Below are 16,283 nucleotides of genomic sequence, written 5' to 3' on the forward strand. Positions count from 1 at the left end.
GCTGATCCCCATTTTCGTCTTGATGCACCGCCTTCACCTCTATGACACGCTCTGGGCTCTTATCTTACCCGGGATAGTGCAGGGATTTGGGATCTTTTTAATGAAGCAGTATTTTGACGGGCTTCCCCATGCTCTTGATGAGGCAGCATTGATCGATGGGGCAAGTGATTGGCAGATATTCTGGAGAGTCTTGATGCCATTGGCAAAGCCAGCCCTTGCTGTATTGGTCATCAACACCTCGCTCACAAGCTGGAACGCCTTCCTCTTGCCATTGATCCTGACCGCGTCGAAGCGTAACAGAACCTTGGCCCTGGGACTGGCCCTCTATCAATCACAATACGGGATCGATTATGTGCACAGCATGGCAGCAGCGAGTATTTCCTCTCTGCCCATCCTTGCAATCTTCCTCATCTTTCAACGAAATATCATCGCCGGCCTCACAAGGGGGGCGGTCAAATAGATCACGGAAGGGAACCAAAATGAACGATTGGATCACTGAATCAAGGAATCCTGCCTCACACGGGTTAGACAACAAGCCGGTTGAAGAGATATTGCACATCATCAACGCCGAAGACAAAAAGGTTCCGGAGGCAGTCGGCCAAGCGATAGACCAAATTGCGGTTGCCGTCGAAGCATTTGTTACAAGTTACCGCCGTGGTGGACGGATATTCTACGTCGGTGCAGGTACAAGCGGCCGATTGGGAGTCGTCGACGCTGTAGAATGCCCTCCCACCTTCGGGGTCCCACCGGAACGCATTCAGGGGATTCTCGCGGGCGGGATGAACGCCTTTTTCAAGGCCGAAGAGAGCTACGAGGATGATCGCGATGGAGGCAGAAGACTGATCGAGGAACGAACAATGAGCGAGAAAGACCTCATCGTCGGCATAAGCGCGAGCGGAGAGACTCCCTTTGTCCTCGGCCTTATTGAAGCAGCAAAACAAAGGAGCATCAAGACGGTCGGGATCACAAACAACCCTCAATCGACCCTCGCTCGTCTAGTTGAGATCCCCATCGTCGTAGTGGTAGGACCAGAGGTGATCGCAGGCTCAACTCGCATGAAGGCCGGTACGGCGCAGAAACTGGTTCTAAATATGCTGAGCACAACAGCAATGGTAAAATTAGGTAAAGTATACGATCACTTCATGATCGATCTCCAAGCAAGTAATAGCAAACTGCGCCGGAGGGCGGAGGAAATGGTACGCACATTGACCGGGGAAGACCCCAAACTGGTCAAACAGACCCTCATGCAAGCGAACTATGCCGTTAAACCAGCCCTGATAATGCTCAAGGGCAAAGTTTCATACGAGAAGGCTAAGAAGCTCCTCGAACGACATCACGGTGTAGTACGTGAGGCCTTAGAGGAACTTGGAATAAAGGAGGACTAAAATCTTAGTCGTTGGTTTGATGTCTGGTACCTCGATGGACGGGGTTACTGCGGCCTTGGCCAAGATTGAAGACATCCCCGAGGTGCAAGAGCATGCACGGCCGAGGCTCAAGGTGCGGCTTCTGACTTACGAGACTTATCCTTACCCACTTGCCGTTCGTGAGCATCTGTTGGAGCTCTGTGAAGCGGGCAGCACCCGGGAGCTCTGCACGATGAACTTTCAGTTAGGAGAGATCTTCGCTGCGGCAGCCTTGAAGATCATTGAAAAAGCAGGGAAAAAACCTTCCGATATCGGGATTATCGGAAGTCACGGGCAGACTGTCTGTCATCTTCCGCGCCAAGGGACGCTTCAGATCGGAGAACCAGCCGTAATCGCCGAACGCACGGGGATTACTACAGTGGGTGACTTCCGCCCCCGTGATATCGCAGCTGGAGGCGAAGGCGCGCCGCTCATCCCCTATGTGGATTACGTGCTCTTTTCAAGCCCCAAGATAAGCAGAGTGCTTCTCAATATCGGCGGGATCGCTAACGTAACTTATCTCCCCGCTGGGACAGGGCTAGAGGAGATTAAGGCGTTTGACACCGGGCCTGGGAACATGCTCCTCGACGGGGTCATGCAGCGGCTCACCAAAGGAGAGCTTAGCTATGACAAAGATGGAGCCCTGGCATCCAAAGGCCGGGTTTATTCAGACCTTCTCGCTGAATTGATGCGACACCCCTTCATCCGCAAGGCACCGCCGAAAAGCACCGGTAGAGAAGAATTTGGAAATGCTTTCCTCGATAAAATCCTTGACATCGCTCAACAGAAGGGCCTGAGTACAGAAGATCTTTTGGCAACGCTTACGGCGTTCACCGTGGAATCGATCGTGGAAAACTGCCGCCTCTTTTTAGGGGAGTTCACCGAGTTGATCGCTAGCGGTGGCGGGGCTAAAAACCGCGCCCTTATGCGCGGCCTAGGGGAACGGCTTGTGGGGGTAAAGGTTACAACCACTCAGGAGTACGGCATCCCGGTTGAGGCCAAGGAGGCGCTGGGGTTTGCTATCCTGGCCTACCAGACCCTGAACCATCGACCGAACAACGTTCCTGCCGCTACCGGGGCTAAAAGGGCCGTAGTGTTAGGGAAGATAACCCAGGGGAGGTGAAGATGGGCCCATTACAACTTTCATCCGTCCGCGATCCGCGGGAAGCAGGGATGGACCGGGACCGTCTTTCCTTAATAGATAGGATCTTGGAAAAAGAGATAGAGGTAGGGAGCATTCCCGGGGCCGTCGTCCTGATTGCAAGAAAAGGGAAGATCGTAAAGCATCAGGCCTATGGACAAGCGATGGAAGAACCTACGCGACGCGAGATGACCACTGATACAATCTTTGATCTTGCCTCGTTGACGAAGGTAGTGGTAACGGTGCCCTTAGCTCTCTTACTCACAGAGCACGGCGCTTGGCGGTTGGAAGATCCGATTACGCGATTTCTACCTCCTCTTAAATGGGGTAGAGGTGTGTCCATTCATCATCTTCTGACACACACTGCCGGCCTGCCGCCGTGGGCTGCATTGTTCTCCTTGGCTAAAAACAGGGAAGAGGTTTTGGAATTGCTCACTAGTGAAAGATGGCCTGTAGCGACTCCGATTTGTGCCCCGGGAGAGCGCGTTATCTATAGCGACCTTGGTTACATCATCTTGGGGCTGGCCATTGAGAAAATCACCGGAAAAGACCTTGCTGCCCTTGGAAGGGAATGGATCTTCTCTCCGCTGCAGATGCAGGATACGATGTTTAATCCTCCGGAGAGCCTTGCCACGCGGATCGCCCCGACCGAGGATGATCCAAAGCGGGGTGGTGTGTTGGTAGGGACGGTTCATGACGAGAACGCCTGGGCTCTGGGTGGAGTAAGCGGCCACGCTGGACTCTTCGCTACAGCAAACGATCTTGCCATCTATGCTCAAATGCTCTTGAACGGTGGCCACTACGGGAACAAGAGAGTACTGTCATCCCGCTCGGTTGAGTTGATGGTTTCACCTCAGACTGAGGGCTTGAATGAGCGAAGAGGGTTGGGCTGGCTCCTACAAGGAGAGAGCACTGTCACGGCCGGAGACCTGCTTTCAGAGCTGGCTTTCGGTCACACCGGATTCACTGGGACCTCGCTGTGGATCGACCCACGCAATGACCTCATCGTAGCGCTCTTGACCAACCGCGTCCACCCATCGCGCGAGCGTGGCAAAGGCGAAATTTCCCGAATAAGGGCATTAATAAATGATATCAGCGTGGGGGCGATTGTCGATGAATAAATTGTTAATCCGTAATGGAACTATTGTTTTACCCTCTCACAATGAGATCAAGAACACGGATTTGCTCGTCGAAAGCGGCGTCATCGCTCATTTAGGAAGGATTCCGGAGGGAATTAAAGGGCAAACCATCGATACTCGAGGTCTCTATGTCGCACCTGGATTCATCGACCTCCAGGTGAACGGCGGCGTAGGGCATAACTTCGAGGATGCTGCCCCGGATGAGATCCGCAAAATCGTCGACTTCTATGTATCTCACGGGACCACCGGCCTTCTCCCGACCACGGTGACCGCGCCGATCGCCGGGATAAGGGCGACGATCGATCGGGTGAAGCACGCCGATCATCCCGCGGTCTTGGGGATGCACATCGAGGGGCCGTTCATCTCCGAAAAGAGAAAGGGGGCACATAACCCTGACTACATCATCGATCCATCTGTAGAGAAGTTCGATGAGCTCGTGGCCGGGAACGAGGGGTTCATCAAGATCGTCACCCTTGCTCCGGAGCGCCCCGGTGCCGAAAAATTGATCGCCCGCATCAGGGAGATCGGAGCGATCCCATCCCTCGGCCATTCCGACGCGACCTACGATGAGGCCATTGCCGCGATCGAGCGCGGGATCGGGCTCTTCACCCACACCTTCAATGCGATGCGCGAGTTTCACCACCGTGCGCCCGGGGCGGTCGGGGCAGCACTCGTTTCTGCCGTCATGACCGAGCTGATCGCTGACGGGATCCACGTCCATCCCGGGGCGATGCGGCTGCTGTACAAGGCAAAAGGGCCGGACCAAATCTGTCTCATCACCGACGCGATCAGCGCCGCCGGGCTCGCCGATGGCGAGTACAGCCTGGGCGGGTTGCAGGTGCTCGTCAAAGACGCGACCGCCCGGCTGGCCGATGGAACGCTCGCCGGGAGCACGCTCACCATGGATAAAGCGGTGAAGAACTTCATGGCTGCCACCGGTTGCTCCCTCCCCGAGGCGGTGCGTTGCGCCACGCTCAACCCGGCGCGCCTGCTCGGGATCGACGAGCATAAAGGATCGATCGCCGTTGGCAAGGACGCCGATCTGGTAATCTTCGATGAAGATTTCACTGTCCACTACACGATCATCAGCGGAGAGGTGGTCTATGCGCGTGATCGTTAAGGACGATTATCAAGGAATGAGTCGGGAAGCAGCACGGATCGTGGCCCGCCAGGTATTGAGCAAGCCGGACTCCGTCCTCGGCTTGCCCACTGGCGATACCCCGATCGGGATGTATGCTACCCTTGTGCGGATGTACAAATCCGGGCTCATCGATTTCTCCCGGGTCGTTACGTTTAACCTCGACGAGTTCTGTGGTCTTCCCCCTGATCATCCGGAAAGTTACCATCGCTATATGCGCGAAAAGCTATTTGCTCACGTTAATCTCGCCTTGGAGAACACGTTCATCCTCGACGGGACAGCGCAGGACATCTCTGCGGAATGCCGCCGCTACGAGGAAGCACTAGCCCAACATGGCGGGATCGACCTCCAGGTGCTCGGGATCGGCACGAACGGGCACATCGGCTTCAATGAACCGGGGGTAGATTGGGGCATGACGGTAGGACTGGTAACCCTATCGGAAGAGACCAGAAGACGGGAAGCGCGGCATTTTCGTGATCCCACTCAAGCCGTCCCTACACAAGCATTAACTATGGGGATCAAGACGATCATGCGTTCGCGAAGGATCCTTCTCTTAGCCTCGGGCGAAGAAAAGGCCATGGCTACAAAGAAGGCGATAGAAGGCCCGGTCACTAAAGAGGTTCCTGCCTCAGTGTTGCAACTTCATCCCGACGTGACGGTGGTCCTAGACCAAGAGGCGGCTTCCCTGTTGCGATCCCGGCCGACAACAAATAAGATAACCGGCAACAGGCCCTGAAATTGTCCACACCTTTCAGGACGTGAGGGGAGGAAACGCCGACGTTGGGGGAGGGCATGAGCCCTTCCTCTACCTCGTCTGCGTCTGCATCAAGGCAAGATGCTCCCCAAGGGAGGCTGAGAGCGAATTGATCGCGTGCCGATGAGATTCTTCGACACTCACTGCGACACCGTCCAGAAGGTCCTCGACGGAAGGCTTAATTTTCAGACCGGGGAGGGGGAAGGACACGTATCTCTCCCCGGGATGCTCTCCGCCGGCTCGTGCGCTCAGATATTCGCGGTTTTTGTGCTGAGCGAGCACTACCCGGGGACCGAACTCGCCCGGGCCGAGGAGATGATCGCTACCATCGAGCGGATGGCTGCGGACAGCGGCGGGAAGCTGAAGACAGTCCGCACCGCGGCCGAGCTGGAGGAATCGTGCGCCGGCGGTCCGATCGCGGCGCTGATCGGCCTGGAGGGAGCGGATCCGTTGGAGGGAAATGCGGAGAACCTTCGACATTTCTACGATCTCGGGGTGCGGGACATCATCCCGGCGTGGAAGGACAACCCGTTTTCCGGAACGGCGTTCGGCACGAACACCCCGCTCACAGCTGAGGGGATCAAACTGATCGAGCTCGCCGAGGAGCTTCGCGTGATGGTCGATGTCTCCCATCTGTCCGACGCCGCATTCGAGAGCGTGCTTGAGCTCGTTACCCGCCCGTTCATCGCCAGCCACTCCAACTGCCGCGCCCTCTCCCCCACCCTGCGCAACCTGACCGATGCGCAGATTCGCGCCCTCGCCGACCGGGGCGGGGTGATGGGGATCAACCTGTCACCTGCGTTCCTCGACCCGGAGTACTACGCCCGTACTTTACCGTTCTGGGAGCGGTTCATCGCCCCCGGGTTCAGCGAGGATGAGAGGAAACGGCTGATGGAGGAGATCTCCCGCATTCCTCGTCCAGAGCCGGAGTGGATCGCACGCCACGTGCGGCATGCGATCAAGGTGGGCGGCGAGGACGTGATCGGCCTCGGCGGCGACCTGGACGGGATCACATCCACCCCGATGGGGATAAACGGGATCGCTGACTATGCGAAGATTCCGGATCTCCTCCTTGCGGCCGGGCTGAACACCCGCCAGGTGGAGAAGGTCTGCTATCGGAACTTTCTCCGCGTTTTCACCGCAGTCCTTCCCGACTAAATCCAGACCGATACGGCGAGGGCGATCCATGCCCCGGCGAACACCACAGGGAGCAGGGATATCAGGCAGTGATACGAGAGGCGTGCGTGTTTGCGAAATCGGATCGCCTCCGTCTGCCACTCCTTCCCGCGCCATGCGCTCCCCGGGAGGATCGCTTCCTCTCCGGCGATCAGCTTGGCCAATCCGCGGTAAAGCTCAGTCCCGGCGAACTGCCCCTCGATGCTCCGCAGGAGCGCCTCGAAGTGGGCGAGTTCATGCCAGGCACGGGATTGGATGAGGCTCCAAATCAAGGAGAGTAATGCCCCGATCCCGGCGAGGACGGTGAGGAAGTATCGCCCCTCCCCTCCGGTGTAGGAGAAGGAGACGAACGCGATCGGGAAGGCGAGGAGACAGCTTGCAAGGAGGAACCCGGCCGCGATCGTCCAGTACGTCCGCGCCTTGTCCCCGGCCGCTCCGCTGATCGCTTGGTAGAGGTGCAGCCATTCTTCAAGTTCCATAACGCAAGTCTCTCTTCCCCGTGTCACGAGTGGAAGCGGTTCGTTCCGGAAAATTCAGGACAATCGTCCCTTTTCCCTCCCACTTGCCGCGGGAGAGCGCGACGTGGTATCTTTGTGCAACGGCTTTACAGGCTCCGGGGGAGGGAATGATCAAACAGATACTGGAGGACCTTGCTGAGAGCGTAATCGCCCGCTCTCCGTACCGCCGTGCTCTCGTCTCATGCTATGAGAAGCCCCTCGTCCCCGCCCCTGACTCCACGAGCCGCGTTCTCGATTATGCCGCCCGTGGGCTCACTCCGGACGAGGAGCAGGGGATCCGCATGTTTATCGCCGGAGGTGGGGTGGTGCGGGGGGAGAAGTTCAATCCGGTATTCCGCATGGGAAATTCCTACTACATCCCGGCCGGAAGCGTCCCGTATTCGCTCGGGCCGCGCATCCCGAGCCATCGTCGGTTCATCAACCCGCACGGTTGGCACTCCGCCGATCTCCTTCTCGTGCCGTGCCTGATCGACGACCGGATCGTGGGGCAGATCTCCGTCGACGACCCGCGTGACGGGGCGAAACCGACCCCGGAAAGCCTCCGCGCGCTGGAGGAACTCGCCAGGGTAGCCGCGATCGCCCTCTCCCAGGCGCGTCAGCGGGAGAGCCTGAGCCAGCGCCATCGCCTGTTCAGCTTTCTCACCGAGAACGCAATGACCGGGGTGTTCATCGTGCAGGATGGCAGGATCAGGTACGCCAACGACCGGGCGATCGAGCTGTTCGGCTACTCCCCCGCGGAGCTCCTCGCGCTCGAGCCGTGGTGGCAACTCTTCCATCCCGACGATCGTGCCCCCCTCCGCGAGGCGTGCGACCGGCTCCTCCCCGGCGAACTGGAGACGCGCGGGATCAGAAAGGACGGGCGGATCGTCTGGCTGAAGCTGCAGTCCCTGGCGATGGAGTACGGGCGTAAACCGGCGCTCCTGTTAAATCTACTCGACATCACCGACCGGATCCAGGCGGAGACGCTGCTCAAGGAGAAGGCATTCCGCGATCCCCTCACCGGCCTGTTCAACCGCCACTATTTCGACGAGACGATCCAGCGGGAACTCAAGCGGTCCCAGCGCTACAAGCGGCCGTTCACCCTGATGATGACCGACCTGCGTGGGTTCAAGCAGGTGAACGACCGACTCGGGCACCAGGCAGGAGACCAGATCCTGCGCGAGGTGGCACAGCTCGTGCAGGAGCAGATCAGGGAGAGCGACTGGGTGATCCGCTACGGTGGAGACGAGTTCCTCATCATCCTCCCTGAGACCGGGATTCAGGTGGAAGCGCTCGCCCAGCGGCTTCGCCGCGTCGTCGAGGAATGGGCGGCGGCCCGCATCCCCGAGGTCGGGTTGGGAATCGACATCGGCTGGTCCACCTGGACCCCGGAGGACAACCTCTCCCTCTCCCGTCTCCTCCAGCTCGCCGACGCCAACATGTACTCCGAGAAAGGGGCGAATCCATCCCGATGAGTTGGCAATCACACCTTGAATTTGCTAAGATAATTGAAGGAGAGGAGAGGGAGCAATGGAAGGAGCCTCCAACCACACAGAGCCCGTCGATTTTTCTTCGGAGCTGTTCCGCGCCGTCGCCGGAAGGGCGGGTGGAATAGAGAGAATCCTGAGAGCGGTCCTTGCTGGTGCCCAGGAGATCGTCTTCGTGAAGGACGTTGACGGCCGGTATATCCTGGTCAACCCTGCGTTCGCCCGGTTTGTCGGCCGCCCCATAACCCAGATCATCGGGAAGACCGATTCCGAGCTATTCCCGACTGAAGCCGAAGCATTGCGGAACGACGATCGCCGCGTCCTCTCCGCGGGGAAGCCGGTTCACACCATGGACCGGATCACGCTCGCGGGGGAGGAGCGCATCTTCCTGACGACCAAGATCCCGATCCCGGATGAGAGCGGTAGCGAGATCGCGGTCTGCGGCCTAGCGGCGGAGATCACTGGAGAGGTGCGGGTGCGTGAGCAACTCACCCACCTGAACCGGGTGTTGCATGCGATCAGGAAGGTGAATCAATTAATCACGCGTGAGAAGGACAAAAACCGCCTGTTGCAGGGGGTGTGCGACGATCTTGCCGAAACCCGTGGCTACCGGGGCGTGTGGATCGCCCTGCTCGATAGCGATGGTAGCCTGACCTCATTCTTCCACTCCGGACTGGGAAGGGCAGCAACCGCTGTTCAGGGAATGCTCAAATCCGGAAGGTTTATGGAATGTGCTCGCCGTGCCCGCGAACGGCCGGGAGTGGTGGTGATAGCGGATCCGGCGTCCGAGTGCGGGGATTGCCCCCTCCTCAGGGAAGCGCCTGAACACCGGAAGCTGGTCGCCCGCCTGGAGTACGACGGGAAGCTATACGGCCTGATCGCGGCTGAGATCCCGCGGGAGTATGCTGCGGTAAAACAGGAACAAGAGCTGTTCTCTGAACTGGCGGAGGACGTTGGGTTCGGGCTTTACCGGCTCGAGGCCGAAGCGGCCCGGCGTGAATCCGAGGAGCGATTCCGCTCGATCGTCGAAAACTCGCACGCCGGGATCATGATGATCGATGCGAACTACCGCATCGTGTACATGAACGATTCTCTCACCCGAATCTTCGGCTGGGAACGCGATGAAGTGATCGGTCACGACTTTCGCGAGTTCCTCGACGAGGAGTCGCGCGAGCTTGTGGCCGAGCGCTATCGCCGCCGCCAGGCCGGGGAGGATGTCCCAGCCCGCTACGAGTTCAACGTATTAGGAAAGGATGGGGCGAAGCGGCGAGTGGAGGCCGCTTCCAGTGTCATCCGTGACGCAGCAGGGGAAGTGCGTACAATCGCCCAGCTCCTCGACATCACTGCCCGGAAACGGATGGAGGAGCGACTGCACGCGATCTATTCCCTCACCCGGCAGTTGGCCCTGTCCACCGACCCTGAAGAGATCGCTGATGAGGCAGTGAAGACGGCGCGGAAAGTATTGGGGATGCGGGATTGCTCCCTCTACCTCATCGATCGCGAGAAGGAGGCACTGGTCCTCGCCGCGCACTCACTCGCCGTTGATCCGAAATACCATGAGCTTCCGCTTGCCTCCGAGCGCGGGATAATGGCGGCGGTAGCACAGACCGGCGTTGCAGCATACCTCCCCGACGTCTCCCGCGATCCTCGCTACATCCCCGTGCGGGAGGAGAACCGATCCGAGCTCTGCGTCCCACTCAAGGTGGGAACGAGGACCATCGGAGTGTTGAACGTGGAGAGCACGGAGCCCGATGCGTTCGGTCCGGAGGACCAGGAACTCCTCGAATCGCTCGCCGACGGCGTCGCCGTCGCCCTGGAGGGGGCGCGGCTCTATCGCGAGCTCGAGCAGGAGCACGCCCGGCTGCGGCAGACGCTGGACGGGATCATCGCCGCCCTGACTGCTGCGATCGAGCTGCGCGACCCCTACACCGCCGGGCACCAACTCCGGGTGGCTGAACTCGCGACAGCGATCGGAGAGGAGATGGGACTCTGTTCTGATAAGATCGAGGCGATCCGCTACGCCGGTCTCGTGCACGACATCGGGAAGCTCGCCGTCCCGGCCGAGATCCTCGCCAAGCCGAGCGAGCTCACCGCCGCCGAGTACGCGATCATCAAATCCCACCCGGAACAGGCCTACGATATCCTGAAGGAAATCGACTTCCCGTGGCCGGTGGCGGACATCGTCCTTCAGCACCACGAGCGACTGGACGGCTCCGGCTACCCGCAGGGGTTGAAGGGGGACGAGATCAGGCTCGAATCGCGGATCATCGCGGTCGCAGACGTAGTAGAAGCGATGAGCTCGCACCGCCCGTACCGACCGGCCCGGGGGATCGACGCCGCCCTCGGGGAGATTCGGAAGAACAAGGGGAAGCTCTACGATCCCGACGTCGTCGATGCCTGCCTGGCAGTCTTCGAGAAGGGGTTCGCGTTTTCGCAGTGATCCTGAGCTCCGAGGACTCAGGGGTTGTGTTCGGTGTGATGTGCGTTACAATCAGGCCCATGACACGGATGATCGGACTCGTTCTTCTCGGGCTGGGGATCCTGATCCTCCTCAGCGGATGCTGCATCGGGAACCTCTGCTTCTAGGGCGCCGGAGGCAATCACCGCCTGGCCGAGCGCGATCCCTCCGTCCCCGGGCGGGACGAGTTCGTTCGTATAGTAGCTGATCCCCGCTTCCTCGATCCGCTGCCGAATCCGGCCGGAGATCGCGTCGTTGTACGCGACCCCGCCGGAGAGGGCGATCGCTCCGATCCCAAGTCCGCGTGCAAGCTCGATCGCGATCCGCGCCGTCCCGTCGGCGAGGTATGCCTGCGCGCTCGCCGCGATGTCGTCCGGGGCGAGCGTCCCCACCCGCCGGTAGAGCTCCAGGAACGCGGAGACGGTGTCGAGGATCACCAGCCCGTCGCGTTCATCGGTTCGCACCGGGAGATGGATCTCCCGTCCCGAGCTCGCCGCGGCCTCGAGCCGCATCGCCGGCTCCCCCTCGTAGGTGCGGAGCCGGGCGATTCCGATCAGCGCCGCGACCGCGTCGAGGAACCTCCCGGCGCTCGTGGTAGCAGGAGAGTTCAGTCCGGTTTCGAGTTGATGCAGGACGACCTCCACCTCGATCTCCTCCATCTCCCGCGCCCGCAGAAACTCTGCGATCTCCTCTTGCTTCACCCCGGCGGCGTGGAGGTAGGCGGCCGCCATGCGGGCCGGCTTCCGCGCTGCCAGATCGCCGCCGGGAAGCCTGACCGGGGATAGGGTCCCGGCACGCACGATCTTGCCGTCCTGGGCCACGAAGATCTCTCCCCCCCACGCGGTTCCGTCGGTTCCGTAGCCGTAGCCGTCGAGCACTACCCCGACCGCCTCGGTCAGCCCGTGCTCTCCCAGCACGGAGGCGAGATGGGCGACGTGGTGCTGGACCGGGACGGCGCGGGCCCGGTGCAGCGCGGCGAGCTCGGCGGCGTAGCGGGTGGTGATGAACCCAGGATGGAGGTCGTGGGCGACGATCCGCGGGGGTGGGGCCCCGGTTATCCGGCGCAGGTGGCCGATCGCCTCCTGCAGAAACGCGAACGTGTCGAGGTCATCGACCGTCCCGATGTGCTGGGACATCGTCACCCGACCCTCGAAGTAGAGGGCGAACGCAAGATCGCTCTCCGGCCCGAGCGCGAGGATCGGAGCGTTCCCAAGGTCGATCCGGAACCCCTCGGGGACGTAACCGCGCGAACGGCGCAGGAGCTTCGCGTTACCCCCGCTTATCCTGACCACCGAATCGTCGCACCGGGCGACGATCCTTCTGTCGTGCAAAAGGAAGTGATCAACGATTCCGGATAGCTCGTGTTCGATGCGGGTGTTCTCGATCAGCATCGGGCTCCCGGGCCGGTTGGCGCTCGTCATCACAAGCGGGGTCTCGAGCTGGGCGAACAGGAGATGATGCAGCCCGGAGTAGGGGAGCATCACCCCGACGGTGTGCAGGCCGGGAGCGACCTGCTCGGGGAGCGCCCCCGGACGCTGGCGGAGGACGACGATCGGCCGGCGCGGGCTGCGGAGGAGGGCCCATTCTTCCTCCGTTACCTCCGCGATCCGGGGCAGGATCTCTTCGGTCGCCATCAGGGCGAACGGCTGTCCCGGCCGGCCGAGGCGGGCACGCAGCTCCGTAACGGCGTCCGCGTTCGTCGCGTCGCAGGCGATGTGCGTCCCGCCGATCCCCTTGATCGCCACGATCTCGCCGGATTTCAGGGCCGCAGCGGCGCACGCGATCGGATCATCATCCGTCCCGTCGAACGTGAGCCGCGGGCCGCACCTCGGACAGGCGATCGTCTGGGCGTGGTAGCGACGGTCGAGCGGGTCGGTGTACTCGGCACGGCAGTCCGCGCACATCGGAAAGTCGCGCATCGAGGTGCGCGGCCGGTCGTAGGGGAGGGACTCGATCACCGTGAACCGGGGGCCGCAGTTGGTGCAGCTCGTCGCCCAGTAGCCGCGGTAGCGGGTATCTCCGAAGATATCGGCGATGCACTCGTCGCAGATCGCGATATCGGGAGGGATCGCCCCGGCGCTCCCTGCCCCGTCCTTGGACGGAACGATCCTGAATCCCGCTTCTCCGGTCGGGGGGATCTCCTCCACGCTGATCGCCCCGATCCGGGCCAGCGGCGGGTGCTTCTCACGCAGGTCGGTCAGGAAGCCCTCGATCTCCTGTGGGTCCCCTTCGATCTCGATCTCCACCCCGGCGTCGCCGCGGTTGCACACCGATCCCGCGAGTCCATGGGCGTGGGCGATCCGGTACACAAACGGGCGGAACCCGACCCCCTGCACCACCCCGGTGACGATCAGCCGGCGCCGCTCACGCTCCATTCTGCGTCGGTGCGGGCGACTCGACCGTCACCCGATCGATGTACAGCTCTCTCCCGGAGACCACCTCGACCTCGGCCCCGCACTGGGGACAGGTGATCACCGGGACGATGAAGTGAAACTCGGGATCGTCGAGGTAGTCCGGTTTTCCGGTGTAACCGCAGCGCGGGCAGCGGATTCGCGCCTCCACCGGCTCGATCTCCAGCCGTGCCCCCTCCAGTCGCGTCCCCTTTGTCAGGATCTCGAACGCGCTCTTCACCGCCCACTCCACCGGCTCGATCTCCAGCCGTGCCCCCTCCAGTCGCGTCCCCTTCGTCAGGATCTCGAACGCGCTCTTCACCGCCCACTCCGACAGGACGCGCATCTCCCCCTTCTTCAGGTAGACGACTTCCACCCGGCCGGGATGGGGTTCGAGCTGGGGGAGGAGCCCAGCGATGAGCTCGCTCACCACTGCGTATTCGTGCATTCGATCCCCAGTGCACGGATCAGTTCATCGATCCCGCGGTTGTTCCTGGCGTCGGTCAGGACGACGCGGCCATGCGGGTTCACCCGCTTGTAGTCCGAAACAAGGACCTGAGGGTCGACCCCGACCGCCGGGGCGAGGTCGATCTTGTTGATGGCGACGAGATCGGTCTGGGCGAAGATCTTCGGGTACTTGCGGATCATGTCGTCCCCCTCGGTGACCGAGATCACGACGAGTTCAACATCCGCCCCGAGAGGGAAGTCAGCCGGGCACACGAGGTTCCCCACGTTCTCGATGAACAGGAGGTCGAGCTCGTCGAGCGGGAGGGACTCGAGGGCATGGCTCACCCGATGCGCGTCGAGATGACAGTCGTCCTGGGTGTTCAGGTTGACGGAGTTGATTCCGTGGGCGAGGAAGCGGCGATGGTCGTCGTCCCCGGCGGTGTCCCCGGCCACCGCCCCGATCTTGTACCCGCACGGCTTGATCCGCTCCACGATTCGCTCGATCAGAAGGGTCTTTCCGGACCCGATCGCCCCCATCACGCTGATCGCCCTGACCCCCTTCTCCTTGAGGAGGGTGTAGTTTTGTTCGGCAAGCTCGAGCTGACGCGCTAAAATGTCCTCTCCGTTGAGACGAATGTCATGCATCTCTCCTCCTTCGGGAGTGATGATAAGCGGTGGAAATTGGGAACGCAATGAGGAGGACAGGGTGACGAGAAAACGGGATCATGCGCGCCTCCTTCGGGAGCTCGGCGATGAGTACGCGCGCCGGTTTCCGACCTCGGCGCGGTTGAACAAGCGGGCGGAGAACGTGCTCGTCGACGGAGGGAGCCACGCCCTCCGGCTGATGCGCCCGTTCCCGCCGCGGCCCGTCCGGGCGGACGGGGCGTGGATTCTCGATGAGGACGGACACCGAATCCTTGATTTCTGGCAGGGGCACCACGCCAACATCCTTGGTCACAACCCGCGGTTCCTGACGGATGCGCTCGCCCGGTATTTCCAGGACGGGCAGGGGCTCCTGACAGGGTTCACCGACAGGCTGCAAGTCGAGGTCGCCGAGCTCCTCTGTCGAACGACCGGAGCAGAGCGGGTCCGGTTCACCACCTCCGGGACACTTGCCACGATGTACGCGATCCTCCTCGCCCGCGGGTACACCGGGCGGAACATCGTGCTCAAGGTGGGAGGGGGATGGCACGGGGCACAGCCGTGGGGGCGCAGCCGTGGGGACTGAAGGGGGTCCATTTCGAGGGGGACATCGGCTTCCAGGGGATGGAGACGGCGGGATTGCCAGACGCGATGGACGCGCAGGTCGTCGTCACCCGGTACAACGACGCGGAGATGCTGGAGGATCGATTCCGAGAGTACGGTGATCGGATCGCCTGCTTCATCGTCGAGCCGTTCATCGGGGCCGGGGGGATGCTCCCCGCCGCGCCCGAGTTCCTGCGCACCGCCCGTGCCCTCACCGCGCGCTACGGGGCGGTCCTCATCTTCGACGAGATCGTGTCCGGGTTCAGGTTCCGCGCCGGAGACACAGGGAGGATGTACGGAGTACAGCCGGACCTCGCCGCGTTCGGGAAGGTAATCGGTGGTGGGATGCCGGTCGCCGCGGTCGGAGGGCGGGCGGAGATCATGGCCCTCGCCGGGCGCAAGGGCGGGATGCGGGTCGCGTTCTCCGGCGGGACCTACTCCGGACATCCCGCATCCCTCCTCGCGGCAAAGACGATGCTCGAACACCTCGTCGCGCACGAAGCCGAGATCTATCCCCGCCTGACCGAGCTTGCGATCCTCGCTCACCGCACCGTGGAAAAGGCGTTCATGGACGAGGGGATCTACGCGCGTTGCACCGGGTACGGGAACGAGGTCCTGCCCGAAAGTGCAAGCGCGATGCTCCTCTTCCCCTACGACGAGGGAGTCGTCCCCCGCAGTCCGGACGCGGCACGCAACCCGGAGATATGCGACCTGGTCCTCGGAGAGGAGGTGCTCCGTGTCGCCATGCTCCTCGAGGGGGTTCATGTCACCCATGGATTAGGCTCGGTGACGACCGCCCACACCGAGGACGACCTGCAGTTCCTCGGAGATGCGTGTCGCCGCGTCGCCAGGCGGATCGGGCCTTACCTCGCCTAACCGTTGGGGTCAAGTCTTGCAATCCAACACTAGGATCTACTATTTTCTCGTTGTCTCGCCTTGTGCAAGTGCCGGCTGACCCTTGACAGAAAACACTGCCCAAACCATGTCTCGTAGTGGCGGGGCTTGTCC

15 protein-coding genes are annotated in these 16,283 nt (G+C 61.4%); 11 read left to right on the forward strand and 4 right to left on the reverse strand.

What is annotated here, in order from left to right; translation table 11 throughout:
• From J7J55_06035 to J7J55_06065, 7 genes are all read left to right on the forward strand, one after another.
• Positions 1–460 (forward strand): carbohydrate ABC transporter permease (locus tag J7J55_06035; GenBank protein MCD6142259.1); only part of this gene is annotated, 460 nt, incomplete at its 5' end.
• Positions 461–479: 19 nt separating this feature from the next.
• The gene (gene murQ, locus J7J55_06040; protein ID MCD6142260.1) at positions 480–1,385 is read left to right on the forward strand and encodes an N-acetylmuramic acid 6-phosphate etherase; all 906 of its coding nucleotides are present in this window, start codon (positions 480–482) and stop codon (positions 1,383–1,385) included.
• Positions 1,386–1,404: 19 nt separating this feature from the next.
• Positions 1,405–2,526 carry an anhydro-N-acetylmuramic acid kinase gene (locus J7J55_06045; GenBank protein MCD6142261.1) on the forward strand — a complete coding sequence of 374 codons (1,122 nt, stop codon included), beginning with the start codon at positions 1,405–1,407 and terminating at the stop codon, positions 2,524–2,526.
• 2 nt (positions 2,527–2,528) lie between these two features.
• Positions 2,529–3,665: a serine hydrolase gene (locus J7J55_06050; protein MCD6142262.1), complete on the forward strand. Its 1,137-nt coding sequence runs from the start codon at positions 2,529–2,531 to the stop codon at positions 3,663–3,665.
• Complete coding sequence (gene nagA / locus J7J55_06055; GenBank protein ID MCD6142263.1) at positions 3,658–4,803, forward strand: N-acetylglucosamine-6-phosphate deacetylase; 1,146 nt, start codon at positions 3,658–3,660, stop codon at positions 4,801–4,803. Before J7J55_06050 ends, nagA begins: the two co-directional genes overlap by 8 nt.
• The gene (gene nagB / locus J7J55_06060; protein MCD6142264.1) at positions 4,787–5,557 is read left to right on the forward strand and encodes a glucosamine-6-phosphate deaminase; all 771 of its coding nucleotides are present in this window, start codon (positions 4,787–4,789) and stop codon (positions 5,555–5,557) included. Before nagA ends, nagB begins: the two co-directional genes overlap by 17 nt.
• Positions 5,558–5,692: 135 nt before the next feature.
• Entirely contained in the window at positions 5,693–6,733 is a 1,041-nt protein-coding gene (locus J7J55_06065) for a dipeptidase (protein ID MCD6142265.1), read from the forward strand.
• Here the strand turns inward: J7J55_06065 and J7J55_06070 are convergent.
• Entirely contained in the window at positions 6,730–7,230 is a 501-nt protein-coding gene (locus tag J7J55_06070) for a hypothetical protein (protein ID MCD6142266.1), read from the reverse strand. The two genes, J7J55_06065 and J7J55_06070, sit on opposite strands and share 4 nt — an antisense overlap.
• 146 nt (positions 7,231–7,376) lie before the next feature.
• Here J7J55_06070 and J7J55_06075 point away from each other — a divergent pair, with 146 nt between their 5' ends.
• Both J7J55_06075 and J7J55_06080 read left to right on the forward strand, forming a co-directional pair.
• The gene (locus tag J7J55_06075; protein MCD6142267.1) at positions 7,377–8,723 is read left to right on the forward strand and encodes a diguanylate cyclase; all 1,347 of its coding nucleotides are present in this window, start codon (positions 7,377–7,379) and stop codon (positions 8,721–8,723) included.
• A 55-nt stretch (positions 8,724–8,778) separates the two neighbouring features.
• Entirely contained in the window at positions 8,779–11,175 is a 2,397-nt protein-coding gene (locus J7J55_06080) for a PAS domain S-box protein (protein MCD6142268.1), read from the forward strand.
• A gap of 17 nt (positions 11,176–11,192) precedes the next feature.
• Here J7J55_06080 and hypF read toward each other — a convergent pair whose 3' ends face one another.
• Genes hypF through hypB form a run of 3 tightly spaced genes read right to left on the reverse strand, consistent with a single transcriptional unit; the run spans position 11,193 to position 14,675 of the window.
• Positions 11,193–13,568, reverse strand: a complete 2,376-nt coding sequence (gene hypF / locus J7J55_06085) for a carbamoyltransferase HypF (protein ID MCD6142269.1) — start codon at positions 13,566–13,568, stop codon at positions 11,193–11,195.
• Positions 13,558–14,031 (reverse strand): hydrogenase maturation nickel metallochaperone HypA, encoded by a 474-nt coding sequence (locus J7J55_06090; protein MCD6142270.1) that lies wholly within the window; start codon positions 14,029–14,031, stop codon positions 13,558–13,560. The genes hypF and J7J55_06090 overlap by 11 nt, the downstream gene beginning before the upstream one ends.
• Positions 14,010–14,675 carry a hydrogenase nickel incorporation protein HypB gene (hypB, locus tag J7J55_06095; protein ID MCD6142271.1) on the reverse strand — a complete coding sequence of 222 codons (666 nt, stop codon included), beginning with the start codon at positions 14,673–14,675 and terminating at the stop codon, positions 14,010–14,012. Before hypB ends, J7J55_06090 begins: the two co-directional genes overlap by 22 nt.
• Positions 14,676–14,736: 61 nt before the next feature.
• Between hypB and J7J55_06100 the strand changes: the two genes are divergently transcribed.
• Both J7J55_06100 and J7J55_06105 read left to right on the forward strand, forming a co-directional pair.
• A complete protein-coding gene (locus J7J55_06100; GenBank protein ID MCD6142272.1) occupies positions 14,737–15,258 on the forward strand; it encodes an aminotransferase class III-fold pyridoxal phosphate-dependent enzyme in 522 nt (173 codons plus the stop codon).
• The gene (locus tag J7J55_06105) at positions 15,216–16,151 is read left to right on the forward strand and encodes an aminotransferase class III-fold pyridoxal phosphate-dependent enzyme (protein MCD6142273.1); all 936 of its coding nucleotides are present in this window, start codon (positions 15,216–15,218) and stop codon (positions 16,149–16,151) included. Before J7J55_06100 ends, J7J55_06105 begins: the two co-directional genes overlap by 43 nt.
• Positions 16,152–16,283 lie beyond the last annotated feature (132 nt).

It is taken from the genome of Candidatus Bipolaricaulota bacterium, from assembly GCA_021159055.1.
GTDB lineage: Bacteria > Bipolaricaulota > Bipolaricaulia > UBA7950 > UBA9294 > S016-54.